Annotated in this window: 23 protein-coding genes; 16 read left to right on the forward strand and 7 right to left on the reverse strand. The window is 32.3% G+C overall.

Annotated features, from left to right (window positions below; translation table 11 throughout):
- The first annotated feature begins 12 nt into the window (after positions 1-12).
- The gene (locus OJ995_RS00395; protein WP_264367639.1) at positions 13-678 is read left to right on the forward strand and encodes a DUF4271 domain-containing protein; all 666 of its coding nucleotides are present in this window, start codon (positions 13-15) and stop codon (positions 676-678) included.
- A gap of 17 nt (positions 679-695) precedes the next feature.
- Entirely contained in the window at positions 696-1,445 is a 750-nt protein-coding gene (locus tag OJ995_RS00400) for a uroporphyrinogen-III synthase (protein ID WP_264368009.1), read from the forward strand.
- Between the two features lie 116 nt (positions 1,446-1,561).
- Here OJ995_RS00400 and pckA read toward each other — a convergent pair whose 3' ends face one another.
- Both pckA and OJ995_RS00410 read right to left on the reverse strand, forming a co-directional pair.
- Positions 1,562-3,187, reverse strand: a complete 1,626-nt coding sequence (gene pckA / locus OJ995_RS00405) for a phosphoenolpyruvate carboxykinase (ATP) (protein WP_264367640.1) — start codon at positions 3,185-3,187, stop codon at positions 1,562-1,564.
- 70 nt (positions 3,188-3,257) lie between these two features.
- Positions 3,258-3,644 (reverse strand): DUF423 domain-containing protein, encoded by a 387-nt coding sequence (locus OJ995_RS00410; RefSeq protein WP_264367641.1) that lies wholly within the window; start codon positions 3,642-3,644, stop codon positions 3,258-3,260.
- Between the two features lie 123 nt (positions 3,645-3,767).
- Between OJ995_RS00410 and OJ995_RS00415 the strand changes: the two genes are divergently transcribed.
- Positions 3,768-5,138, forward strand: a complete 1,371-nt coding sequence (locus OJ995_RS00415) for a saccharopine dehydrogenase family protein (RefSeq protein ID WP_264367642.1) — start codon at positions 3,768-3,770, stop codon at positions 5,136-5,138.
- A 101-nt stretch (positions 5,139-5,239) separates the two neighbouring features.
- Positions 5,240-5,710 (forward strand): Lrp/AsnC family transcriptional regulator, encoded by a 471-nt coding sequence (locus OJ995_RS00420; protein WP_111566260.1) that lies wholly within the window; start codon positions 5,240-5,242, stop codon positions 5,708-5,710.
- Between the two features lie 323 nt (positions 5,711-6,033).
- Here the strand turns inward: OJ995_RS00420 and OJ995_RS00425 are convergent, their stop codons facing one another.
- The 4 genes from OJ995_RS00425 to OJ995_RS00440 form a co-directional block, all read right to left on the reverse strand.
- Positions 6,034-6,729, reverse strand: a complete 696-nt coding sequence (locus OJ995_RS00425) for a zinc metallopeptidase (protein ID WP_264367643.1) — start codon at positions 6,727-6,729, stop codon at positions 6,034-6,036.
- A 103-nt stretch (positions 6,730-6,832) separates the two neighbouring features.
- Entirely contained in the window at positions 6,833-7,255 is a 423-nt protein-coding gene (locus OJ995_RS00430; RefSeq protein ID WP_133608630.1) for an SPFH domain-containing protein, read from the reverse strand.
- A 106-nt stretch (positions 7,256-7,361) separates the two neighbouring features.
- Positions 7,362-10,220 carry a leucine--tRNA ligase gene (gene leuS / locus OJ995_RS00435; RefSeq protein WP_264367644.1) on the reverse strand — a complete coding sequence of 953 codons (2,859 nt, stop codon included), beginning with the start codon at positions 10,218-10,220 and terminating at the stop codon, positions 7,362-7,364.
- Between the two features lie 75 nt (positions 10,221-10,295).
- Positions 10,296-11,048 (reverse strand): phosphatase PAP2 family protein, encoded by a 753-nt coding sequence (locus tag OJ995_RS00440; RefSeq protein ID WP_264367645.1) that lies wholly within the window; start codon positions 11,046-11,048, stop codon positions 10,296-10,298.
- A gap of 95 nt (positions 11,049-11,143) precedes the next feature.
- On the opposite strand from OJ995_RS00440, the gene OJ995_RS00445 reads away from it, so the two are divergent.
- The 5 genes from OJ995_RS00445 to OJ995_RS00465 are packed head-to-tail and all read left to right on the forward strand — an operon-like array spanning position 11,144 to position 14,400.
- Complete coding sequence (locus OJ995_RS00445; protein WP_133608636.1) at positions 11,144-12,019, forward strand: cell division protein FtsX; 876 nt, start codon at positions 11,144-11,146, stop codon at positions 12,017-12,019.
- A gap of 41 nt (positions 12,020-12,060) precedes the next feature.
- Complete coding sequence (locus tag OJ995_RS00450; RefSeq protein ID WP_153201218.1) at positions 12,061-12,300, forward strand: DUF3098 domain-containing protein; 240 nt, start codon at positions 12,061-12,063, stop codon at positions 12,298-12,300.
- A gap of 6 nt (positions 12,301-12,306) precedes the next feature.
- Positions 12,307-13,092, forward strand: coding sequence for an undecaprenyl-diphosphate phosphatase (locus OJ995_RS00455; protein WP_264367646.1), 786 nt, complete (start codon positions 12,307-12,309; stop codon positions 13,090-13,092).
- Positions 13,092-13,790, forward strand: a complete 699-nt coding sequence (gene truB / locus OJ995_RS00460; RefSeq protein WP_264367647.1) for a tRNA pseudouridine(55) synthase TruB — start codon at positions 13,092-13,094, stop codon at positions 13,788-13,790. Before OJ995_RS00455 ends, truB begins: the two co-directional genes overlap by 1 nt.
- Positions 13,780-14,400, forward strand: coding sequence for a YiiX/YebB-like N1pC/P60 family cysteine hydrolase (locus OJ995_RS00465; RefSeq protein ID WP_264367648.1), 621 nt, complete (start codon positions 13,780-13,782; stop codon positions 14,398-14,400). Before truB ends, OJ995_RS00465 begins: the two co-directional genes overlap by 11 nt.
- Here the strand turns inward: OJ995_RS00465 and OJ995_RS00470 are convergent.
- Positions 14,392-14,997 (reverse strand): thioredoxin family protein, encoded by a 606-nt coding sequence (locus tag OJ995_RS00470; protein WP_264367649.1) that lies wholly within the window; start codon positions 14,995-14,997, stop codon positions 14,392-14,394. The genes OJ995_RS00465 and OJ995_RS00470 overlap by 9 nt on opposite strands.
- A 64-nt stretch (positions 14,998-15,061) precedes the next feature.
- On the opposite strand from OJ995_RS00470, the gene OJ995_RS00475 reads away from it, so the two are divergent.
- The 7 genes from OJ995_RS00475 to asnS all read left to right on the forward strand — a co-directional run bounded on the left by OJ995_RS00475 (position 15,062) and on the right by asnS (position 24,271).
- Positions 15,062-15,844 carry a patatin-like phospholipase family protein gene (locus OJ995_RS00475; RefSeq protein WP_264367650.1) on the forward strand — a complete coding sequence of 261 codons (783 nt, stop codon included), beginning with the start codon at positions 15,062-15,064 and terminating at the stop codon, positions 15,842-15,844.
- 66 nt (positions 15,845-15,910) lie between these two features.
- Positions 15,911-16,618, forward strand: a complete 708-nt coding sequence (gene pyrH, locus OJ995_RS00480; RefSeq protein WP_133608649.1) for a UMP kinase — start codon at positions 15,911-15,913, stop codon at positions 16,616-16,618.
- Positions 16,619-16,662: 44 nt separating this feature from the next.
- Positions 16,663-17,226: a ribosome recycling factor gene (gene frr / locus OJ995_RS00485; RefSeq protein ID WP_262317082.1), complete on the forward strand. Its 564-nt coding sequence runs from the start codon at positions 16,663-16,665 to the stop codon at positions 17,224-17,226.
- A 67-nt stretch (positions 17,227-17,293) separates the two neighbouring features.
- Positions 17,294-17,746 (forward strand): hypothetical protein, encoded by a 453-nt coding sequence (locus OJ995_RS00490; protein ID WP_264367651.1) that lies wholly within the window; start codon positions 17,294-17,296, stop codon positions 17,744-17,746.
- Between the two features lie 76 nt (positions 17,747-17,822).
- On the forward strand, positions 17,823-20,306 hold the full coding sequence (locus OJ995_RS00495) for a DUF5686 family protein (RefSeq protein WP_264367652.1): 2,484 nt from the start codon (positions 17,823-17,825) through the stop codon (positions 20,304-20,306).
- Between the two features lie 75 nt (positions 20,307-20,381).
- Positions 20,382-22,793 carry an efflux RND transporter permease subunit gene (locus OJ995_RS00500; RefSeq protein ID WP_264367653.1) on the forward strand — a complete coding sequence of 804 codons (2,412 nt, stop codon included), beginning with the start codon at positions 20,382-20,384 and terminating at the stop codon, positions 22,791-22,793.
- Positions 22,794-22,822: 29 nt separating this feature from the next.
- Entirely contained in the window at positions 22,823-24,271 is a 1,449-nt protein-coding gene (gene asnS, locus OJ995_RS00505; protein ID WP_264367654.1) for an asparagine--tRNA ligase, read from the forward strand.
- Positions 24,272-24,359 lie beyond the last annotated feature (88 nt).

The following is a 24,359-nucleotide window of genomic DNA, read 5'->3' on the forward strand; positions in this document are numbered from 1 at the left end:
TTTTGCTCCAATATGTTAGCAATTCAATTACATGACCGAATTATTGAAAGCAAAGACTGGGCAACCATCTTGTTTGTTATTTGCGTGGCCATAATTGCGATTAACAAAACCATCTCTTCGGTTCGTTTCAATGAGTTTGTTCGATTGGCTTATTCAGATAAATACACCAAAATTTACCGCGACAGTAGTAACTTAATGAGTGGTTTTACCATTTCAATGTTTGTACTACAACTGATTTCGTTTTCATTCTTTACTTTATTAGTATTAAATCAATTTGATAGAGCTGAAAAAACCGACTTAATTGTTTACATCCAAGTTTTTACCTTTTTAACTGTTTTTATCCTTTCTAAATTTTTAATTGAGAAAATTATTGCAACTGCTTTTAAAATTGAAGAATTTAACGAACAATTTAACTTACTGAAAGTGAATTACAGAGCTTATTTTGGATTCATTTTATTACCAATTAATATCATTTTATTTTACAATTCATTAAATGCCGATTGGTTCTTTTGGACTTTATTGATTATCCTAATCACTATAAACATAACTACTTACTTGGTTGCATTGAAATTATATCAAAATTTACTATTACGTAAAATATTTTATTTTATTTTATATCTTTGCACCCTTGAAATAGCACCTTACTATTTTATTTATAATTGGTTTACAAAAAATTAGAGAGAAATATGTCAAATTTGAAAGTGAAAACAATATTAGTTTCACAACCAGAGCCTAAAGTAGAAAATTCTCCTTATTTTGAGCTTCAAAATAAACTGAAAGTTAAAATTGATTTCAGACCATTCATTCACGTAGAAGGTGTTCCTGCTAAAGAAGTTCGCGCTCAAAAAATCGATTTAAACAACTATACTGCCATCATATTAACAAGTAGAAACTCTGTAGATCATTTTTTCAGAGTAGCTGAAGAAATGCGTTACAAAGTGCCAGAAGATTTAAAATATTTCTGTCAGTCTGAAGCGGTTGCTTTTTACTTACAACGTTATGTAGTTTATAGAAAAAGAAAGATATATGTGGGTCAAAAAGACTTTGTAGATTTGTCTCCGCTAATTAAAAAATATAAAGACGAGAAGTTTTTATTACCGTCTTCTGACCAATTGAACGCCGATGTACCTCCTACATTAGACGGCTTAAAAGTAGATTGGACAAAAGGAACTTTTTACAGAACTGTAATGAGTGACTTAACAGATTTAAAAGACGTGTATTACGACGTTTTGGCTTTCTTTAGTCCAACAGGAATTAAATCATTATTCAAAAACTTCCCTGATTTCCAACAAAACAATACACGTATTGCTGTTTTTGGAAGTACTACTCAAAAAGAAGCTTTAGAACATGGTTTACGAGTTGATATAATGGCACCAAGCCCTGGAACCCCATCAATGACAGGTGCTTTAGAAAAATATATTACCGAAGCAAACAAAGGAAAATAATTATTTTTTCAATATATAGAAAACCCAAATTCGAAAGAGTTTGGGTTTTTTCTTGAATATGAGCCAATAAAAAAGTCCCGAATCTTCGGGACTTTTTTATATGTAAATTTCTTAGATTACAATTGAGGACCAGCTGCTACTAATGATTTTCCTTCTTCGTTGTCTGTATATTGAACGAAGTTTTTGATGAATCTTGATGCTAAATCCTCTGCTTTTGTTTGCCATTCAGCAGCATCAGCATAGGTATTTCTTGGGTCTAAAATATTTGTATCTACATTTGGCAAAGCAGTAGGTACTACAAAATTAAATACTGGAACTGTTTTAGTTTCTGCATTCTCAATAGAACCATCTAAAATAGCATCGATAATCGCTCTTGTATCTTTGATTGAAATACGTTTTCCTGTTCCGTTCCAACCTGTGTTTACCATGTAAGCGGTAGCATTGTGTTGCTCCATTTTCTTAACTAATTCTTCACCGTATTTGGTTGGGTGTAAAGTTAAAAATGCTTTTCCAAAACAAGCTGAAAATGTTGGTTCTGGTTGTGTTACTCCTCTTTCTGTTCCTGCTAATTTAGCTGTAAATCCTGATAAGAAGTAATATTTTGTTTGCTCTGGAGTTAATTTAGAAACTGGAGGCATTACTCCGAATGCATCTGCCGTTAAGAAAATAACTTTAGTAGCATGACCTGCTTTAGAAACTGGTCTTACAATATTTTCAATATGGTTAATTGGATAAGAAACACGTGTATTTTGTGTAACTGAACCATCTTTAAAATCAATTTTTCCGTTAGCATCAACAGTTACGTTTTCTAATAACGCATCTTTTTTGATAGCTCCGAAGATATCTGGTTCGTTTTCTTTACTTAAATCGATAGTTTTTGCATAACATCCACCTTCGAAATTAAAAACACCATCATTATCCCATCCGTGTTCGTCATCTCCAATTAATTCACGTTTTGGATCAGTTGATAAAGTAGTTTTTCCTGTTCCTGATAATCCGAAGAAAACAGCCACATCGCCATCTTTCCCTTTGTTAGCTGAACAGTGCATAGAAGCAATTCCTTGTAATGGCAAGTAATAGTTCATCATAGCGAACAATCCTTTTTTCATTTCTCCACCGTACCAAGTACCTCCAATTAATTGGATTTTCTCAGTTAAGTTGAATGCTACATATACTTCAGAATTTAATCCATGAGCTGCGTAATCTTTGAAACTTGTTTTTGAACCATTCATAACAATGAAATCTGGCTCACCAAAGTTTTCTAATTCTGCTTCTGTTGGACGGATGAACATATTTTTTACAAAATGTGCTTGCCATGCTACTTCCATAATGAAACGAACTTTCAATCTTGTGTTTTCGTTTGCACCACAAAAAGCGTCTACAACATATAATTTTTTATTTGATAATTGCTTAACTGTAGTTTCTTTTAAAGCATTCCAAGTGTCTTGAGAAATTGGCTTGTTATCGTTAGCTGCTTTGTCAGAATTCCACCAAATGGTATTTTCTGTAACACTGTCTTTAACAATATATTTATCTTTAGGAGAACGACCTGTGAATTCACCAGTCATTACGTTTACCGCGCCAAGTTCTGACAACTGACCTCTTTCAAACCCTTCTAAAGCTGGGTTTAATTCTTCATTGTATAAATAGTCGTATGAAGGATTGTATATGATTTCTGATACATTAACGATTCCGTACTTTTCTAACGAAATCGATTTCGTAGTTTGAGCATTCGTATCCATAAAATTTGGTTAGGTTGTGTTTAAAATAAAGTGCAAAATTATAAATTAAATTTGAGATAGCGTTTTTAATTTATTGTTTTTTAGACAAAACAGCATAAAATAAGTATCCCCAAGCCGAAACTAAGAACAACCCACCAATAGGCGTTATAGGTCCCAGAAATTTAGTCTTTAAATTTGTGATACTATTTGTAGCTAAAAGATAAATTGAACCCGAGAAAAACAGGACACCCACTATTGTTAAATAAAAAATTACTAAGCGCTCCTTTTCGCCTAAAAAAGCAAAAGTTCCAATAAAAAGCAAAAACAAAGCGTGATACATTTGATATCGCACTCCCACTTCAAATGTTGCCAATTGCTCTACTGAAAGCACTTTTTTTAATCCGTGAGCACCAAAAGCTCCTAAAATTATGGCTGTAACTCCCAAAAGTGCCGCAACCAATAGAATTTTCTTATCCATTTTTTTAATTTGAGACCAAAGATAGCAAAAGTTTTTATGTTAAATTATGACATAAATGAAGAATTTATTTTTATAAATATAACATTTTACTATCTTCGTGTGATATTTTTAGAATTTCAAAAAATGAGACATATTTTAGTCATTGGAGCAGGTCGTTCTGCTTCATCTCTTATAAAATATTTATTAGACCATTCCGAAGCACAAAATCTTCAAGTTACCATTGGTGATTTATCCGAAGAATTGGCAAAACAAAAAACCAACAATCACAAAAATGCAAGAGCCATTGCTTTTGACATTTTTAATGAGGCACAACGAAAAGAAGAAATTCAAAAAGCGGATGTAGTAGTATCAATGTTACCTGCACATTTGCATTTAGAAGTAGCTAAAGATTGTATTACCTACAAAAAACACATGGTTACAGCTTCTTATATTAGCCCAGCGATGCAAGAATTAGATGCTGCAGCTAAAGAAAACGGCTTGGTTTTTATGAACGAAATTGGGCTTGACCCAGGAATCGACCACATGAGCGCCATGAAAGTATTGGATGAAATTCGTGAAAAAGGCGGAAACATCATTTTATTTGAATCTTTCTGTGGTGGATTAGTTGCTCCTGAAAGCGACACCAATTTATGGAATTACAAATTCACTTGGAATCCAAGAAATGTGGTATTAGCGGGACAAGGTGGGGCTGCAAAATTCATTCAGGAAGGAACTTATAAATATATTCCGTATTCAAAATTATTCAGAAGAACTGAATTTTTAGAAGTAGAAGGTTACGGAAGATTTGAAGCTTATGCTAACAGAGATTCTTTAAAATACAGAAGTGTTTACGGTTTAGATGACGCTTTAACTTGTTATCGTGGAACAATTAGAAGAGTTGGTTATTCAAGAGCTTGGGATATTTTAGTTCAATTAGGAATGACTGATGATTCATACACTATTGACAACTCAGAAGATATGACATATCGTGAATTTACGAATTCATTCTTACCATATCATCCAACTGATACTGTTGAAATCAAATTGCGTCATGCACAAAAAATTGATCAAGATGACATCATTTGGGACAAATTAGTGGAAATCGATTTATTCAATCCAAACAAAAAAGTAGGATTAGTTAAAGCAACTCCAGCTCAAATTTTAGAAAAGATATTAACCGAAAAATGGGCTTTAGAACCAAATGATAAAGACATGATTGTCATGTATCATAAATTTGGTTACGAATTAAACGGTGAGAAAAAACAAATTGATGCCACCATGGTATGCATTGGTGATGATCAAACCTATACTTCAATGGCAAAAACAGTGGGACTTCCAGTTGCTATTGCTACATTGAAAATCCTAAACAAAGAAATTACTACTCCAGGTGTACAATTACCAATTACAAAAGAAGTGTACAATCCTATATTAAAAGAATTAGAAGATTATGGCGTAATTTTCAAAGAAATGGAAGTGCCTTATTTAGGTTATAATCCATTGAATGTGAAAAATTAAACCTTAATTCAAGATTTGAAAATCCGAAATCGTAATTGGTTTCGGATTTTTTTATTTCAATTGAAATTGATTTTGTATTTTTACTTTCAAATCAATTGAAAATGAAGATAAATCACTTACAAATTGAAATCGACGGAATTGACAAAGAAATTCTTCGCGATTTAATGGAAGATGCTCGTAAACCTATTTTACAAATTGCTAATAAAATCGGAATTTCGGGTGCTGCGATTCATCAACGATTAAGAAAATTAGAACAAGCTGGAGTGATTTCGGGTTCAAAATTTATTGTGGATACGAAAGTTTTAGGTTATAGTACGATGGCTTTCATTGGAATATATCTAGAAAAAGCTTCAAGTAATCCAGAAGTAGTAAAAGAATTAAAGAAGATTCCAGAAGTTTTAGAATGTCATTATACAACGGGAAATTGGAGTATTTTAATCAAACTAATTTGTAGAGATAACGAACATTTGATGCAATTACTTAACAAAAAAATCCAACCTATTGATGGTGTTTCACGAACGGAAACCTATATTTCTTTGGAACAACAAATTGAGAGACAAATTCAGTTGTAAAATGAAAAGAGAATTTAAATTAATTTTATTCTACATTCTGTATATCGTATTTTGTTTTTTAGTAGAATACTTTTTCCCAAGCGGAGCTCACGCACCGGGATTGAGTTTTTTCCTCTTTATACTTTTACTACCAATATCAATACTACTTTTTGTTTACGACTGTTACTTATATTTTTATAAAAACAAAATCAATTCGAAATCTATTTATACACATATTCTATTTTGGATTTCAATAATCTTAATCTTATTTGCATTAAAATACACCTAAACAAAAAACCCAAATTCTAATTGAATTTGGGTTTTAAAATATTGTTTGTAAAAAATTAGTCTCTCGAACCTAAAATTTGGAAAGCCCAATATAATAGGGAAGCTAAAGCTCCTAAAGCAGCTACCACATATGTTCTTGCTGCCCATTTTAATGAATCTTCGGCACCAGCATATTCTTGTTGGCTCACCATGTTTTTATTTTTTAACCAAGCCAAAGCTCTTTTACTAGCATCGTATTCTACTGGAAGTGTTACAAAACTAAAAGTAGTTGCAATTGCCATTAAAATTAAACCCGCAACTGCTACGTAAAAACCAATACTTGATTTTGAAGCAATTCCTAAAATTATACCTCCCATAATTAACCATTGTGACATACTTGAAGAAATGTTCACTACAGGCACCATTTTAGAACGCATCGTTAACCATTGATACGCATGCGCATGTTGCACCGCGTGACCAACCTCGTGAGCTGCAACTGCTGCTGCCGCTGCATTTCTTTGATTGTAAACTGCTTCTGACAAGTTAACTGTTTTGTTTGCTGGGTTGTAATGGTCTGTTAATTGACCCGGTGTTGAAATTACTTTTACATCTGTAATTCCGTGGTCTTGCAGCATTTTTTCAGCAATTTCGGCACCACTCATTCCGTTACGCAAAGTGACTTTTGAATAATACGCAAACTTGCTCTTCAATTTATTACTTACTAACCAACTTACTAGAGCAATCGCTCCAAGCATTATATAATATGTCCACATATCTTTTATATTTTAATTTCTAAATTTACTAAAATCAATAACAAATTACAAGCCAAAGATACAAAATGACAATTTGGCATTAGTTAAATAATTCTAAAAACAATTACTCTTGCATTTGTTTTACTGGCGATTTTTTCGAAACATCCATCACTGGAACCATTCCGTTAGTTGGCACGTAGATGATTTGTGGTAAATCGCCTTTATCGGCTAATTTCTCTAAGGTTCTAATGAATAAATATTGGTTGTAGGTTTCGCTTAACGTTCCATTTTCTAATTTCATGGCTTCTGCCATTCCTTTTGCACGTTCAATTTCGGCTTGGGCGTTTAATTTTTCGGCTTCTAATTTGGCTTTAGCTTCTTCTACTAAAATTCTACGATTTTGTTCCGCTTTTGCCATTTCTGCTTTTCCTGCCATTTCTTGTTGCCACACATTATATCTTGGCAATCCAAACATTAAAGCGGCAATAAACACAAACCCAATGACCACAACTCCAGCAATTAGTTTCCCAATGTTTCTCTTTTCCATTTTTATAGTTTTAGTTTATCTATTATACGCAAAAAATGAAAAATGTTACAAAAAAATCCCAAACTTTTAGGTTTGGGATTTTAAGTCTTATTGTTTGAAATTTATATTATCCAACCAAATTAATAATCTTACCTGGAACGATAATAACTTTGTTTGGTGTTCTACCTTGTAATTGCGCTTGCGTTCTTTCATCAGCCATTACGATTTCTTCGATTTGAGCTGCAGTTAAATCTAAAGGCAACTTAATAGTGAAACGCATTTTTCCATTGAATGAAACTGGATATTCTTTTTCAGATTCAACTAAATATTTGGCTTCAAATTTTGGAAAAGCAACGGTTGCAATTGAACCTTCGTAACCTAAAGCGCTCCATAATTCTTCTGCAATATGTGGTGCATAAGGTGAAACTAAAATAGCTAATGGTTCTAAAATAGCTCTGTGATTACATTTTAATTGTTGCAATTCGTTCACGCAAATCATGAATTGAGAAACCGACGTGTTGAATGAGAAATTCTCGATGTCTTCTGTAACTTTTTTGATGGTTTTATGTAACGATTTGTACATTTCTGCCGTTGGTTCATCATTTACAATTACAGAACCGTTATCATCAAAGTATAATCTCCATAATTTTTTTAAGAAACCAGCAACTCCAGTAATTCCTGCAGTGTTCCAAGGTTTAGATTGCTCTAAAGGACCTAAGAACATTTCGTATAAACGTAACGTATCTGCACCATATTCTTCACAAATATCATCTGGATTCACTACGTTATACCAACGTTTCGACATTTTTTCAATTTCGCGACCTACAAAATATTTGCCACTTTCTGTAATAAATTCAGCTTCTTTGAATTCAGGAATCCAATTTCTTAATTTGTCTAAATCAATTTCATCTGAAGCATTTACAAGATTTACATCTATTCTAATTTCTTCAGTTTCATATTCTGATTTTAGATTTTTAGAAACATACTTATTTGTTCCAGAAACTCTATAAACAATCGCACTCATTCCCAAAATCATTCCCTGATTGATCAGTTTTTTGAATGGTTCTTCTGTTGGAGCGTAACCTCTGTCTTTTAAGAATTTATTCCAAAAACGAGAATATAATAAATGTCCGGTTGCGTGCTCGCTTCCACCAATGTATAAATCTACGCTTTCCCAATATTTAATAGCTTCTTCGTTAGCAAACTCTTCTGTGTTGTGCGCATCCATGTAACGCATCCAATACCATGAAGAACCTGCCCAACCTGGCATGGTGTTCAATTCTAATGGAAAAACCTTTGTGTTATCAATTAAATCATTGCTAACCACTGCGTTGCTTTCAGTATCCCAAGCCCAAACGGTTGCGTTTCCTAAAGGTGGCTGACCGTCTTCGGTTGGTAAATATTTTTCTACTTCTGGTAAAACAATTGGCAAGTGTTTTTTGTCAATCATTTGTGGTAAACCATTCACATAATATACTGGAAAAGGTTCACCCCAATATCTTTGACGAGAGAAAACGGCATCACGTAAACGGTAATTTACTTTGGCATTTCCTGCGCCAATTTTTTCAAGTTCTTCAATAATTTTCTTTGTTCCTGATTTGTAATCTAATCCGTTTAAGAAATCAGAATTTACCAATTCAAAACCACCTTTTTCTCCGTAAGCTGCTTCTGAAATATCTTGATTGAAAATGTTCTTAATTGCTGGCATTCCGTTGGTTCCTTTGAAGAAATTCGCGAAAGCATAATCACGCTCATCACCACATGGAACAGCCATAACTGCGCCCGTTCCGTAACCTGCTAACACATAATCGCCAATCCAAACTGGAATTGGTTCTTTCGTAAAAGGATGTTCGGCATACGCACCTGTGAAAACGCCTGAAATGGTTTTTACATCTGCCATTCTTTCACGTTCCGAACGTTTTGCTGTAGCTTCTACATACGCTTCAACCGCAGCTTTTTGTTCTGGAGTAGTGATTTGTGTAACCAATTCGTGCTCTGGAGCTAAAGTCATAAACGTAACTCCGAAAATGGTATCAGGTCTAGTTGTAAAAACATCAATCTTAGCATCGTGATTATTCACGTTAAACGAAACCATCGCTCCAACTGATTTTCCAATCCAGTTTCTTTGTGATTCTTTGATCGATTCACTCCAATCGATTTCATTTAAACCTTGCAATAAACGTTCCGCATAAGCAGAAATTCGCATACTCCATTGTGTCATTTTCTTACGAACTACTGGATGTCCACCACGCTCTGAAACGCCGTTTACAATTTCGTCATTCGCTAAAACGGTTCCTAAAGCCGCGCACCAGTTTACTTCAGTTTCAGCTAAATAGGTTAATCTATAGTGTAATAATATTTTTTGTTGTTCTTCTGAGGAGAATGATTTCCAATCTTCTGATGAAAATGGGGAGATATTATCATCACAAACAGCATTAACATTCGCATTTCCGTTTTTATCAAATTCTTGGATTAACGTGCAAATGCTTTCTGCTTTATCCGAATTTTTATTGTACCAAGATTCGAATAATTGAATGAAAATCCACTGTGTATGTTTATAATAATCCGGATTTGAAGTACGCACTTCACGACTCCAATCGAAAGAAAAACCAATTCTGTCTAACTGATTTCTGTAGCCTTGAATGGTGTTTCCTGATTTATCCACACCACCTTCAATATTCATGCGAGTCGTATCTGCTGGATGTTGCCCAGTTTGAATCGCATATTGTTCGGCTGGTAAACCAAATGAATCATACCCTTGCGGATGCAACACATTAAACCCTTGATGTCTTTTATATCTTGCGACAATATCAGAAGCGATGTAACCTAGTGGATGCCCAACGTGTAAACCCGCACCAGAAGGATAAGGAAACATGTCTAATACATAGTATTTTGGTTTTTCAGAATGGTTAGATGCAGCAAAAGTTTGATTTTCTGCCCAATATTGTTGCCATTTGGCTTCGATTTTTTCGTGGTGGTATTTCATGTTTGTTTTGGTTATCTGTTTTTTGATGATTTAAAAAACAGATTTTCTATTGTTTAAAAACTTTTGCAAAAATAGTTATTTTAGATTCAAAACTAAACCCATTCCGTAATTGTTATTTTGAATTACAGGATAGGGTAAAATGGTAATATTATTATTTTTTGGTTTATAAATGTATTTTTCTACATATTTATATAGATTTGGACTCCAATAATGCACTACATAAGCAGTTGCCATTCCTAAACCTGCTCCAAAAGACACATCAGCAACCCAATGTTTTTCGTTGGTTACTCTAAAAAAAGCGGTAGCTGTCGCAAAAAGATAACCTGAACTCGCAAACAATAAATTATCATCTTTATATTCTAGAAACATAAGCGTTGCTGCGTTAAAAACAGTAGTTGTATGACCAGACGGAAACGATCTTACACCATAAAGTTCTGGTCTTTTATCATTAACTTGTTCTTTTATCGTTCTTGAAATTAATCCAGATATTGTTAGTGATACAATTTGATTGGTGCACAATTGTTCCCAAGAATTTTCTGATTGAAAACCCATATTTTTTCCTAAAACGGCTAATGTAGTTGGAACACATTGTAAATAATCATCTCCTTTAAATCGAAAACGATTTCCAAGAGCATTGGTGTGAAATTCATAAACATCTTTTTTTAAATCTACATCTCTTAAAATTAAACCAGTAGTCATTAATGCAGTTGGAATAATAAAATGCTTTACTTTAAGTTTAGAACTTGAAGTGTTTACTTTTGATAGACTGTCTTGTGCATAATTAAAAAGTGAAAAACTAAAAAATAAAATGAGTATATATTTGTTCATTGTTAATAAAATCAAAATTAGTTGCAAAATTATTTAATATTCATTCATAAGTTGTTAGTTTTGTAAAATAATATTTTTTTATACAATAATCGTTTATGGCATCATCTTTTGAAAATTACAACAAGCGACGTTTAATCTCGTCTTACTTTTCGGTAGTTTTAAGTATCTTTTTAGTGTTATTCCTTTTAGGAGCTTTAGGACTTTTTGTAATCAATTCAAAAAAGATAACAAATGATTTTAAAGAAAACATTCCTATGACCGTTTTCTTTAATAACGATGCTAATGACACTATGATTAGCGCATTTGACACCGAATTGAAAAACGCAAAATTCATTAAAGACTATGCGTTTGTACACAAAGACAGCGCTGCTAAAAATAACGTAGATATTGTAGGTGAAGATTTTATGGAATTCTTAGGTTTCAATCCTTTACAAAATTCATTTGACATCCATTTAAAAGGAGATTATGTAATTGCAGATAGCATCCAAAAAATTGAACGTAATATTCGTAAAAACGAAATGGTTACTGAAATTATTTACGATAAAGAATTAGTAGATATGGTAAACAAAAACGTAACTAAAATCAGTTTTTGGATTTTAATCATCAGTGCCATCTTAACTGTTGTGGCAATGTTGTTAATCAATAGTTCGCTACGCCTTTCTGTTTATTCACATCGCTTTACAATTAAAACGATGCAAATGGTAGGAGCTACAAAATCGTTCATCAGAAAACCATTCATTTGGAGAAGCATTAAATTAGGATTAATTGGTTCTGGATTAGCAATTATTGCTTTACTATTTTTAGTATTTTATGTTGACAGCTTATTCCCAAGTTTAGGCATTGCAAAAGATTACGTTTCTATTGCAATAGTAATTTTCGGAGTGTTAGTTGTTGGAATTATCATTACTTCAATTAGTACATTTTTTGCTACACAACGTTTCTTGAATTTAAAAACAGATGATCTTTATTAGTAATTAGTGTTTAGTATGCACTGATTTAAAAAATTTATAGTATGGAAAATAACAATAAACCTGAATTTCTTTTTGATAAAGTAAATTATAAAATTCTTTTGGTTGGATTAGCCGTAATTGGACTTGGATTCATTTTAATGAGCGGTGGCGGAAGCGAAGATCCTAACGTTTTCAATGGTGAAGAATTATTCAGTTTCAGAAGAATTCGTTTAGCTCCAACCGTAGTTTTAATTGGATTCGGAATTACGATTTATTCGATTTTAAAAAATCCGAAGAAGTAATACTTTATGGATGTTTTACAAGCCATTATTCTTGCCATTATTGAAGGAATAACCGAATTTTTACCTGTGTCATCAACAGGACACATGATTATTGCTTCGTCTTTTTTTGGCATTGCACAAGACGATTTTACCAAACTTTTCACGATTGTAATTCAGTTAGGAACGATACTTTCTGTAATTGTTCTGTATTTCAAACGATTTTTTCAATCGCTTGATTTTTACTTCAAATTATTCGTTGCCTTTATTCCAGCCGTAATTTTCGGATTGTTATTGGGTGATTTTATCGATGGTTTATTAGAAAACCCTATCACAGTAGCAGTTTCGTTAATAATAGGTGGCTTTTTATTATTGAAAGTTGACGAATGGTTTGGCAATTCGGAAGGCACCGAAATTTCGTATTTAACCGCTTTTAAAATTGGATTGTTCCAGTGTTTAGCTATGATTCCTGGTGTTTCTAGAAGTGGTGCCAGCATCGTTGGCGGAATGACGCAAAAATTATCGCGAACAACAGCAGCCGAATTTTCATTTTTCTTAGCGATTCCAACCATGTTAGGAGCAACATTGAAAAAATCATACGATTATTATAAAGATGGTTTTGTGCTTTCTGACGACCAAATTAATTTATTAATCATTGGAAATGTAGTCGGATTTTTTGTAGCCTTAATCGCTATCAAATCATTCATCGGATTTTTAACCAAACACGGATTTAAAATTTTTGGTTATTACCGAATTGTTGCCGGAATTGCGATTTTACTCATTCATTTCTTCGTACAAAAATTAACTATCATCTAATGAATGCCGAAGAAATTTTAGCAGGAAAAGTCCTTTTAATAGACAAACCCTTGAAATGGTCTTCTTTTCAAGCGGTCAACAAATTGAAATACATTTTAAAACGCAAATACGATTTACCTAAGAAATTTAAAATTGGTCACGCCGGAACTTTAGATCCGTTAGCGACTGGCTTATTAATTATTTGTACTGGGAAATTCACCAAAAGCATTACCGAAATTCAGGCACAAGCCAAAGAATATACTGGAACCATCGTTTTAGGCGCTACTACTCCATCATACGATTTAGAAACCGAAATTGACGCCACTTTTCCAACAGAACATATTACCGAAGAATTGATTTTGGAAACAACAAAACAATTTATTGGTGAAATCGACCAAAAACCACCTGTTTTTTCAGCCATTAAAAAAGATGGAAAACGTTTGTACGAACACGCTCGTGCAGGTGAAGAAGTCGAAATTCAATCAAGAAAAACTACTATTCACGAATTTGAAATCACGAAAATTCAGTTACCTGAAGTAGATTTTAGAGTAAAATGCAGTAAAGGAACTTACATTCGTTCGTTAGCGTATGATTTTGGATTAGCGTTACAATCAGGAGGGCATTTAACTGTACTTCGTAGAACAAAAATCGGAGATTATTCAGTTGAAAATGCAATTACACCTGACGATTTTGCACAATTGCATGAAGATGAAAAATAAAACATTCCTTCTATTATTACTTTTATTCCAATTTAGTTTTTCGCAAAATGTAAAACTAAAAACAGGCGATATTTTATTCCAATCCATGAATTGCGGACCACTTTGCGAAGCCATTAACGAAGTTACCGAAGGTTATCAAGGAAAAGATTTTAGTCATTTAGGAATGGTGTACATCAAAAACGATTCGATATTCGTAATTGAAGCTGCTGGAAAAGCAGTGAAAGTAACTCCATACGAAACCTTTAAAACCTACACCACAGAAGCAATGTTTGTAGGAAGACTAAAAAACAAATACCGCAAATACATTCCAGAAGCCATTGCTTTCTCATTGCAACAAGTTGGCGTTCCTTATGACGATGAATACTTGTACAACAACGGAAAATATTATTGTTCGGAATTAATTTATGATGCGTTTTTGCATTCGTACAAAAAACCATTGTTTGATTTGTATCCTATGACTTTCAAATCGCCAAAATCAAATGAATATTTCGAAGTTTGGGCAGATTATTACCAAAAACTAAAAATGGAAATCCCAGAAGGCCAACTTGGTTGTAACCCTGGTGGAATTTCCACTTCTGATAAATTAAAAATTATTGGAACTTTACGCTAGGATATTTTCGTGCATTTCCACAATTTCATTTTGAATCGAAATGCCTTTATCGTGTAAATACCATTTTTGCAATTCAATTTTAGCCGTTTCATCTACTACACCATGAGCCGCTTTGTAATCTAAAATCAATTGTTTTGCACCATGAGGTCTTGGGCCCCAATCTAAAACTACTTCTAAAGTTTCAGCATCTAAAACGATTAATTTAGGAATTGCTTTTCCGCCATTCGTTAAAAAATGTTGCATTAAAGCATCGTTATCATCGCGCAAAACAATTTTTAACTCTACCTTATCTGTAACATCCGCCATTTTATGAATCACAGGAACAATTTGCGCAGCATCACCGCACCAACCTTCGCTTAGCACTAACCAAATGTACTTTTTATCTAAGTTTTGCAGTTTAGCTTTCGTTTCAGGTGTAACTTCTATAGTTTTTTCTAAACGATTCATTCTGGTTTCGTTTAGTTCGGAATATTTTAATAAATCTTCTGATTGCGTGTGACCTGTAGATTTCCCTTCAGCAATTAAACTTGTTACTTTTTTTCTGTAATCGGCAAAAGAAAAACTATTTTCTAATGCTTGTTTTATAGTATTTATCATCTTCTTAACTTTATTTGGCAAATTTAAGTCTAATTTTGGAAATTAAATGTAAGAATTGTTACATATGGATTTAACTTCAAAATCAATCGGATTAGCGCTTTCTGGTGGTGGTTCAAAAGGAATTGCTCATGCTGGAGTTTTAAAATTCTTAACCGAACAAGGGATTGAACCTTCTTGTATTGCGGGCTCAAGCGCAGGAGCCATTGTAGGAACCATGTATGCTTTTGGTAAAAAACCAGAAGAAATTTTAGATTTTTTCAAATCAATTTACTTTTTTCATTGGAAACATTTTACGTTTAAAAAACCTGGAATTGTGGATTCGGAATCATTCAAAAAATATTTTGAAGAGATTTTTGGAGAAACTACTACAATTGGAGATTTAAAAATTCCGACTTACATCACGGCAACGGATATGGTAAAAGGGAAACTAAAAATTTTTAGTCCCGAAACCAGAATTGTTGATGCGATTTTGGCTTCAACGGCTGTCCCTGGCATGATTTCGCCTTACGTTATTAAAGATAAATTATACAGTGATGGCGGTATTTTAAATCATTTTCCAGCCGATTTGTTACAAGGAAAATGTGATTCAATTATTGGCGTATATGTTAGTCCAGTTCAAAATATTGAAGCGAAAAACTTGAATTCCATAAAATCGGTTACTTATAGAGCATTAGAACTATTGACGGCGAATTCCAATCTTCAAAAATTTAATCATTGCGATTTAATCATCGAACCTAAAGAATTGACTAACTTTAGTACGTTTGAAACCAATAAAGCCAAGATGGATTTAATTTTTGAAACGGGTTACAACGAAGCAAAAAAAGCATTTGAAAATTTAGCAACATAAATGTTAAAACATTTTTTTTAGAAAAAAGCTATTTAACTATATTTGCACCACAAATAATACAACACAATGAAGTACAAAAGAATTCTTCTAAAATTAAGCGGTGAAGCTTTAATGGGTGATAGACAATATGGAATTGACCCACAACGCTTGGCTGAGTACGCTGAAGAGATAAAACAAATTCACGATAAAGGTGTAGAAATCGCTATCGTTATTGGTGGTGGAAACATTTTTAGAGGTGTAGCTGGTGCGAGTAACGGCATGGATAGAGTACAAGGGGATTATATGGGAATGTTAGCTACAGTTATCAATGGAATGGCTTTACAAGGCGCTTTAGAAGAAGCTGGAATGCAAACGCGTTTACAAACAGCTTTAAAAATTGAAGCTATTGCTGAACCATACATTAAAAGAAGAGCAACGCGTCATTTAGAAAAAGGAAGAATTGTAATTTTTGGTGCAGGAACAGGAAATCCTTATTTTACAACTGACACTGCTGCAGTTTTAAGAGGAATTGAAGTGGGTGCTGACGTAATTTTAAAAGGAACTCGTGTAGATGGTGTTTACACTTCTGATCCAGAAAAAAATGCTGATGCGGTAAAATTTGACTTTATTTCGTTTGAAGATGTATTAGCAAAAGGATTAAATGTAATGGATACAACTGCTTTTACATTGAGTCAAGAAAATAAATTGCCTATTATTGTATTCGATATGAATAAAGATGGTAACTTATTAAAAGTGTGCGAAGGAGAAACTATCGGAACAACGGTAACAATATAAATACGAAGTACAAAACTAGAAGTACAAAGTAAAAATTTAGAGAGATGACAGAAGAAATTAACTTTATTTTAGACAGTGCAAAAGAAGCTATGGTAGGTTCTGTTGCGCATTTAGAAAAAGAATTTTTAAACATTAGAGCTGGAAAAGCTTCACCTCAAATGTTAGGTGGTGTTTTTGTAGATTATTATGGTTCTCAAACACCATTGTCGCAAGTTGCTAACATTAATGCTCCTGATGCTCGTACCCTAACGGTAACACCTTGGGAAAAAAACATGTTACATCCTATTGAAAAAGCAATTATGATTGCTAATTTAGGGTTAAACCCAATGAACAATGGTGATAACATTATTATCAATATTCCAGCATTAACTGAAGAAAGAAGACGCGACTTGGTAAAACAAGCAAAAGCAGAAGCGGAAGATGCAAAAATTGGGATTAGAAACCACAGAAAAGATGCTAATTCTGATATCAAAAAAGAAGAAAAAGACGGAACTGCTGAAGATATTTGCAAAAAAGCCGAAGAAGATGTTCAGAAACTGACCGATTCTTTCATCAAGAAAATAGATGAACTTTTAGCAGTTAAAGAAGCTGAAATCATGAAAGTATAAATTTAACTCCCGATTAACACTCGGGAGTTTTTATTTTAATTATTTTGGTAAGATAAATTCATACTTTATGAGAAACTCTCTATTATTCTTAATTGCAATTTTACTTTTTAGCTGTAAAGAATCTGAAAATCTTAAAGGTGATTTATATTTCAAATTAATCGATTTGACATCACCTTCTGGCCTTACAGATAATCAAGCCTTAAATATTGAGAAAATAATTAACTCGATGGATACGGACGAGAAAAATAAAGAATTTATTGATTATTATAAAAATGTGATCAAACACGATTTATTAAAAAATCCATATCTGCAACTTGAAACAGAAGATGGCATTAAAAAAGTGTATCTAAATTCTAAAGAATATAATAAAATTAAGCATTTCAAACTTTCAGAATTGCAAGAAAAATCAAAGAAAGTCACAATTGAATTAAATGCTAAGGAACTTGAAAAAGATTTATTTTATTCAGAAGAGATCATTTCAATTAAAGAAGTTGATGGAAAAACTCATTGGAAAAAATAATCTTCTTAAATTTTAAATCCCGATTAACACTCGGGATTTTTTATTTTGAATATATTTGTAAAAAATCTTCCTCTACATGAAATATTTTTGGCTTTTTTTGTGCTTTTTCATTACTACTAGTTTTGTAGCACAAACCAAAATTAAAGGACAAATTATTGACTTTGACACAAAAGTACCTATTGCTTTTGCTACTATTACGTATAACAACACCAAATTCAATGCCGACTGGGAAGGAAAATTCTCTGTAAATGTGAATGATTTTAAAGTGCCAATAAAAGTCAATTTTAAAGGTTATTATGAAAAAATCACCTATCCAGAACCAAAGGTTGCCAATATTACGATTAAGTTGGTAAACGATTTAAACGAAAAAAAAGCCGAAATCTACACAGAAAACGGCGTTAACAATATCATTAAAAAAGTAATTGAAAATCGTAAATCAAATGATCCTGAAAAAGGATTATCGAGTTTTCAATATAAAAACTACGAATACCTTCAAGTAACAGCAAACCCAGATAGTATTTCTTCAAAAATTGATACTATTTACAAAAAGAGGTTTTTAAGAAAACCTTTAATGAAATTAGATTCAACAAATTACAAGTTTAAAAAATTCTCAGAGAAACAACATTTATATCAAACAGAGAAAGTTAATTTAATTCAACGTAATCATTCTCAATACAAAGAAACGGTTTTAGCCACTAGGATGGCTGGATTTAAACAACCCGTTTATGAATATCTTGGACTTAAACTAATTTCCTATTCTGTTTATGAGAATCCATTTGAAATCTTAGAAATTCCAGTTCAAAATCCGATTTCAAATTTTGGACGAAAATTATACAACTATAAACTAATAGATACTGTAAAAATTGATGGAAGAAACGCCTACAGAATCTACTTTGAACCCAAAAAACTCAACACAAATCGCTTGAGAGGTTTGTTATATATTGACACTATTAATTTTGCTATTTGTAAAGCTTACTTTCGTATTTATGGTGTTGTAAACATTAATGCAACCTACACATTTGATTATAGAAAAGACATTGATATTTGGTTTCCAAAAAACAGAAAATTCAAAGTTTCAAAAGGTAATAATTATGAAGATATTAAAATCTTAGGGGGTACTATAAAATTTAGTTCTGATTTAGATTTAACTGAAAGTAAAAATGCTACTGATCAAGCCTATGTTTCAATTGAATCTACCCCATTTGATATTGAAATTAATAAACCTATTTCTATTTCAAAACCAAGAGTTAAAATTGAAGTTCCAAAATCAAGTTTAGAACAAGAAAGCGATTACTGGAATGTTTTCAAAAAAGACACTATTGATAAGAGAAAACTCCGAACTTATACTTCAATCGATAGTTTATCACTTTCAGAAAAAATCGAACATAAATTATTCTTGGGTCGAAAAATTATAAATGGTTATTTTCCAGTTTCCATCTTTGATATTGATTTACGCAGCATAGCTAAATACAACAATTTCGAAGGTTTCAGATTAGGCATTGGAGCTGTAACCAATTCAAAACTTTCGGAAAAATATAAAGTTGCTTTTTATGGCGCTTATGGATTAATGGATGAAGAATTTAAATTCGGAATAACACCTTCATACTTAGTTCACAACAATTCTGAAACTTGGGTTAGTGCTTCATATACTGATGATATTAGCGAAATTGCTCAAACTAACTTTTTAACTGATTCGAGAAGATTCAAAATCTATGATCCTCGACCAATAAACATTTCAACATTCTATAATAACAAAATGAGTTCGGCTTTTATTGAGAGTAAATTTTTACCTAAAACTTCAAGCTATTTTGGAATTTCTCACAACCAAATTCAGCCTCTTTTTGATTACACATTTATAAATGATGGAAAATCATATACCGATTATACCATTACTGCTGTTCAGTTAGCTTTTCAATGGAATCCGTTTAGTAATTATATGCAAACTCCTGTTGGCAAAATTGAATATGAAAAAAGACATCCTAAATTTTCAATTCAATACACCCAATCTTTACCAAATATACTTGAGAATGATTTTGTTTTCTCAAAATTGGATTTCAAAACCTATTACGAATTACCTTATTTATCAGGTCAAAAAAGTTCAATTTTATTGCAAACTGGTATTGCCTTTGGCGATGTTCCAATTACACATTTATACAGTATTGTACCTAATAACTTAAATAGAGATGCAATTTTACAACGTATTACATTTGCAGGGAAAAACAGTTTTGAAACCATGTATTTTAATGAGTTTTTCTCTAATAAATATGCTTCATTACAATTAAAACACACTTTCAATAAAATACGTTTAGGATACAAAATAAACCCAGAATTTACTGTTGTTACTAGAATGGCTGTGGGTTCCAATAACAAGAATAATCAACACATAGGAATTGGATATAAAACACTTGAAGATGGTTTTTTTGAAAGTGGAATTGAATGTAATAAAATCTTTAAAGGGTTTGGTCTAGTAGCATTTTACAGATATGGGCCTAACCAATTACCTAATTTTGATGACAACATTGCTATAAAGGTTTCTTACTATTTAGATTTAGGTTTTTAATTTTAACTTAAAAATTACGCTCAACACCAATATTTTAAGCAATTATACTTACCTTTGCACCCTAATTTTTGAGAGATGTTAAAGTGGTTAAGCACCAGTTTTTGGGATTATATTGCCAGTAGGATTTTAAGAAACAGAATATTATTATTAGTTCTCATTCTACTTTTTACAATTTTTATGGGGTTTCAGTGGAAAAACATGCGTTTTACCTTCACAGAAGCCAACTTATTACCAGATGATCATGAAGTAAATATTCAATACAATTCTTTTTTAGACAAATTTGGTGAAGAAGGAAATTTAATTGTCTTAGGATTTAATGACAAAGATTTTTTCAATGAGAAAAACATAAAAGCTTGGGAAAAATTTATAGCTGATATAAAAAAGGATAAGGCTGTTGAACTTACTCTTTCAATTGAGGATTTAAAAGTGTTAGAAAAAGACACTTTAGCTCAAAAATTTAAATTAGTACCTTTTATAAACAATGATAGCATTTCAGATTCCTATTTAAAAGAAAAGGAAAAAGAATTCTTTAATGATTTACCTTTTTACGAAGGCATGCTTTTTAATAAAGAAAGTGGTGCCGTGCGTTTTGCGGTTTACATGGATAAAAAAATTGTAAACACAAAAGCCCGTAAAGACTTTATCGAAAAACATTTAAACAGTAATAAAATTTCGGCCTTTGAAAAAGAAACAGGATTAGATCTTCGCGTTTCTGGAATGCCTTACATTAGAACTTTAAATGCAAATAGCATTATTGACGAAATTGGTTTATTTGTTGGAGCTGCTTTAGGTGTAACATCTTTATTATTCTTCTTCTTTTTCAGGAGTTTCAGAGCCACTATGATTTCAATGTTTGTGGTAATTATTGGCGTTATGTGGTCTTTTGGAACACTAGGCCTTTTAAATTATGAAATCACAGTTTTAACAGCCATTATTCCACCACTTATTATTGTAATTGGAATTCCTAATTGTATTTTCCTGATTAATAAGTACCAACAAGAAATTAAGAATCATGGTAATAAAGCCAAGTCATTACAACGTGTAATTTCAAAAGTTGGAAATGCTACTTTGATGACGAATTTAACTACGGCAGCTGGTTTTGGTACTTTTATTTTTACCGATAGTAAATTGTTAAGTGAGTTTGGCATTGTTGCGTCATTAAACATTGTTTTCTTGTTTATTTTATGCTTAATAATCATACCTATTGTCTACAGTTATATGCCAATGCCAAAGGAAAAACACTTGGCACATTTGGGGAAAAACTATATGGCAAAATTCATGCAATGGATTGAAAATACCATAAGACATCATCGAATAGCTGTGTTTTCAGCTTCTATCATCATTTTAATTGTAGGGATTATTGGTATTTACCAAATTAAAATATCAGGAAGTATTATAGAAGACATGCCTAAAAAAGCACCTTTCTTCAAAGATATTTTATTCTACGAAAAAGAATTTGATGGTGTTATGCCTCTTGAAATTGTAATTGATACAAAAAAACCAAAAGGCGCTTTAAAATCGGTAACTTTAAAAAGAATTGAAGAACTTCAGGAAACCATTATTGAAATTCCTGAATTATCAAAACCCGTTTCTATCGTTAATTTAGTCAAATATTCAAAACAAGCATATTACAACGGAAATCCTGAATATTACGAATTACCAACAAAACAAGAAGAAGCATTCATTTTATCCTATATTAAAAATTCGACTAAAAAAGGAAATGAAAACATGCTTAAAAGTTATGTGGATAGTACAGGTCAATATGCACGCATTACGACTTTTATGCGAGATATCGGAACCGATAAAATGAAAAAAATCGAAGAGCGATTACAAGATAAAATCAATCATATTTTTCCAAAGGAACGTTATGACGTTTCATTAACTGGAAAAGCTTATGTTTTTGAAAAAGGAACACATTACTTAATTGATAATTTAGTACAATCGTTAATTTTTGCCATTGTCTTGATTTCTTTATTAATGGCCTATATGTTCCGCTCTTTTAAAATGATAATTGTATCATTATTACCAAACATTTTACCATTAGTAATGACTGCAGGATTGATGGGATTTTTGGGAATCCCTATTAAACCTTCTACCATTTTAGTATTTAGTATTGCCTTCGGAATTTCGGTTGACGATACCATTCACTTTTTGGCTAAATATCGACAAGAATTAAAAGCCAACGATTGGAAAATAAAACGTTCGGTATATGCTACTTTAAAAGAAGCTGGAATCAGTATGTTTTACACTTCTGTTGTATTGTTTTTTGGATTCTCTGTATTTACGCTTTCAGATTTTGGCGGTACAGTTGCTCTAGGAGGATTAGTAGCTACAACTCTTTTATTTGCTATGATTTCCAACTTAATTTTGTTGCCAGCCTTGCTACTTTCTTTAGACAAAACCATTGCCAACCAACAAGAATTCCAAGAACCAACATTAGATATTTTAGCAGAAGATATTGAAGAAGAAAATTCAAACGAGAAATAGTATATTTGCATTATAAATCATAAATCGAAATGAAACACTCAAAAGTTATAGACCTTTTAAACAGCACGAAAACATTACATGAAGTAACAGCAAAAGGTTGGGTTAGAACATTTAGAAACAATCAATTTATTGCGTTGAACGATGGTTCAACCATCCATAATATTCAGTGTGTGGTGGATTTTGAAAACACACCTGATGAAACTTTAAAAAGAATTACAACTGGAGCAGCTATTTGCGTTACAGGAACATTGGCAGAAAGCCGTGGTGCTGGACAAAAAGTAGAAATTCAAGTAACAAAATTAGAGATCTTAGGAGATAGTGATGCGGAAAAATTCCCAATGCAACCTAAAAAACACTCATTAGAATTCTTACGTGAAAATGCTCATTTACGTGTTAGAACCAATGCGTTTGGAGCAATCATGCGTGTGCGTTCAACATTAGCGTTTGCAGTTCACCAATATTTCCAAGAAAAAGGATTTTTCTATGTGAACACACCTATCATCACAGGTTCTGATGCTGAAGGTGCTGGTGAAATGTTCCAAGTAACATCTTTACCAATTGATGGTTCTGCTCCAAGAAACGAAGACGGAAGTATCAATTACAAAGAAGATTTCTTTGGAAAACAAACCAATTTAACCGTTTCTGGGCAGTTAGAAGGTGAAACTTTTGCTATGGCATTAGGTCAAATTTATACTTTTGGACCAACATTCCGCGCGGAGAATTCAAACACTTCGCGTCACTTAGCTGAGTTTTGGATGATTGAACCAGAAGTTGCTTTCAATGATTTGGCAGACAACATGGATTTGGCAGAAGATTTCATCAAATACGTTATCAAATATACAGTTGATAAATGTGGTGATGATTTGAAATTCTTAGAAAGCAGATTAATAGAAGAAGAAAAGTCAAAACCACAAGCGGATAGAAGCGAAATGACGCTTTTAGAAAAATTAAGTTTTGTTTTAGATAACAACTTCAAACGTGTTTCTTACACGGAAGCTATTGACATTTTAAAAGATTCAACTCCAAATAAAAAGAAAAAATTCCAATATATCATTAACGAATGGGGTGCTGATTTACAAAGTGAGCACGAACGTTTCTTAGTTGAAAAACACTTTAAATGTCCAGTAATTTTATTTGATTATCCAGCAAAAATTAAAGCGTTTTACATGCGTTTGAACGACAATACTGAGCCAGGAAAAGAAACTGTTAGAGCAATGGATATCTTATTCCCAGGAATTGGAGAAATTGTTGGAGGTTCGCAAAGAGAAGAGCGTTACGATGTATTAGTAGAAAAAATGAAAGCTTTAGGAATCGACGAAGAAGAACTTTGGTGGTATTTAGACACGAGAAGATTCGGTTCGGCAGTTCACTCAGGTTTCGGATTAGGTTTTGAAAGATTAGTGCTATTTGTAACCGGAATGGGTAACATTAGAGACGTAATTCCTTTCCCAAGAACACCACAAAACGCAGAATTTTAGAATCTTGTTAAATTGTTTAACTGTTGAAGCGTTAAATCGTAAATTTGATAAACAATTCAACAGTTAAACGATTAATCAGTTAAACAAA

It is taken from the genome of Flavobacterium lacisediminis (genome assembly GCF_025909975.1).
Taxonomy (GTDB): domain Bacteria; phylum Bacteroidota; class Bacteroidia; order Flavobacteriales; family Flavobacteriaceae; genus Flavobacterium; species Flavobacterium lacisediminis.

Coding starts and splice junctions, on each gene's coding strand:
- OJ995_RS00470 (WP_264367649.1), bottom strand. CDS start 14,997: ATGATAAATACTATAAAACAAGCATTAGAAAATAGTTTTTCTTTTGCC.
- leuS (WP_264367644.1), bottom strand. CDS start 10,220: ATGAAATACCACCACGAAAAAATCGAAGCCAAATGGCAACAATATTGG.
- truB (WP_264367647.1), top strand. CDS start 13,092: ATGAATGCCGAAGAAATTTTAGCAGGAAAAGTCCTTTTAATAGACAAA.
- asnS (WP_264367654.1), top strand. CDS start 22,823: ATGAAACACTCAAAAGTTATAGACCTTTTAAACAGCACGAAAACATTA.
- OJ995_RS00395 (WP_264367639.1), top strand. CDS start 13: ATGTTAGCAATTCAATTACATGACCGAATTATTGAAAGCAAAGACTGG.
- OJ995_RS00495 (WP_264367652.1), top strand. CDS start 17,823: ATGAAATATTTTTGGCTTTTTTTGTGCTTTTTCATTACTACTAGTTTT.
- OJ995_RS00430 (WP_133608630.1), bottom strand. CDS start 7,255: ATGGAAAAGAGAAACATTGGGAAACTAATTGCTGGAGTTGTGGTCATT.
- OJ995_RS00440 (WP_264367645.1), bottom strand. CDS start 11,048: ATGAACAAATATATACTCATTTTATTTTTTAGTTTTTCACTTTTTAAT.
- OJ995_RS00455 (WP_264367646.1), top strand. CDS start 12,307: ATGGATGTTTTACAAGCCATTATTCTTGCCATTATTGAAGGAATAACC.
- pckA (WP_264367640.1), bottom strand. CDS start 3,187: ATGGATACGAATGCTCAAACTACGAAATCGATTTCGTTAGAAAAGTAC.
- OJ995_RS00420 (WP_111566260.1), top strand. CDS start 5,240: ATGAAGATAAATCACTTACAAATTGAAATCGACGGAATTGACAAAGAA.
- pyrH (WP_133608649.1), top strand. CDS start 15,911: ATGAAGTACAAAAGAATTCTTCTAAAATTAAGCGGTGAAGCTTTAATG.
- OJ995_RS00475 (WP_264367650.1), top strand. CDS start 15,062: ATGGATTTAACTTCAAAATCAATCGGATTAGCGCTTTCTGGTGGTGGT.
- OJ995_RS00410 (WP_264367641.1), bottom strand. CDS start 3,644: ATGGATAAGAAAATTCTATTGGTTGCGGCACTTTTGGGAGTTACAGCC.
- OJ995_RS00450 (WP_153201218.1), top strand. CDS start 12,061: ATGGAAAATAACAATAAACCTGAATTTCTTTTTGATAAAGTAAATTAT.
- OJ995_RS00465 (WP_264367648.1), top strand. CDS start 13,780: ATGAAAAATAAAACATTCCTTCTATTATTACTTTTATTCCAATTTAGT.
- OJ995_RS00425 (WP_264367643.1), bottom strand. CDS start 6,729: ATGTGGACATATTATATAATGCTTGGAGCGATTGCTCTAGTAAGTTGG.
- OJ995_RS00500 (WP_264367653.1), top strand. CDS start 20,382: ATGTTAAAGTGGTTAAGCACCAGTTTTTGGGATTATATTGCCAGTAGG.
- frr (WP_262317082.1), top strand. CDS start 16,663: ATGACAGAAGAAATTAACTTTATTTTAGACAGTGCAAAAGAAGCTATG.
- OJ995_RS00445 (WP_133608636.1), top strand. CDS start 11,144: ATGGCATCATCTTTTGAAAATTACAACAAGCGACGTTTAATCTCGTCT.
- OJ995_RS00415 (WP_264367642.1), top strand. CDS start 3,768: ATGAGACATATTTTAGTCATTGGAGCAGGTCGTTCTGCTTCATCTCTT.
- OJ995_RS00490 (WP_264367651.1), top strand. CDS start 17,294: ATGAGAAACTCTCTATTATTCTTAATTGCAATTTTACTTTTTAGCTGT.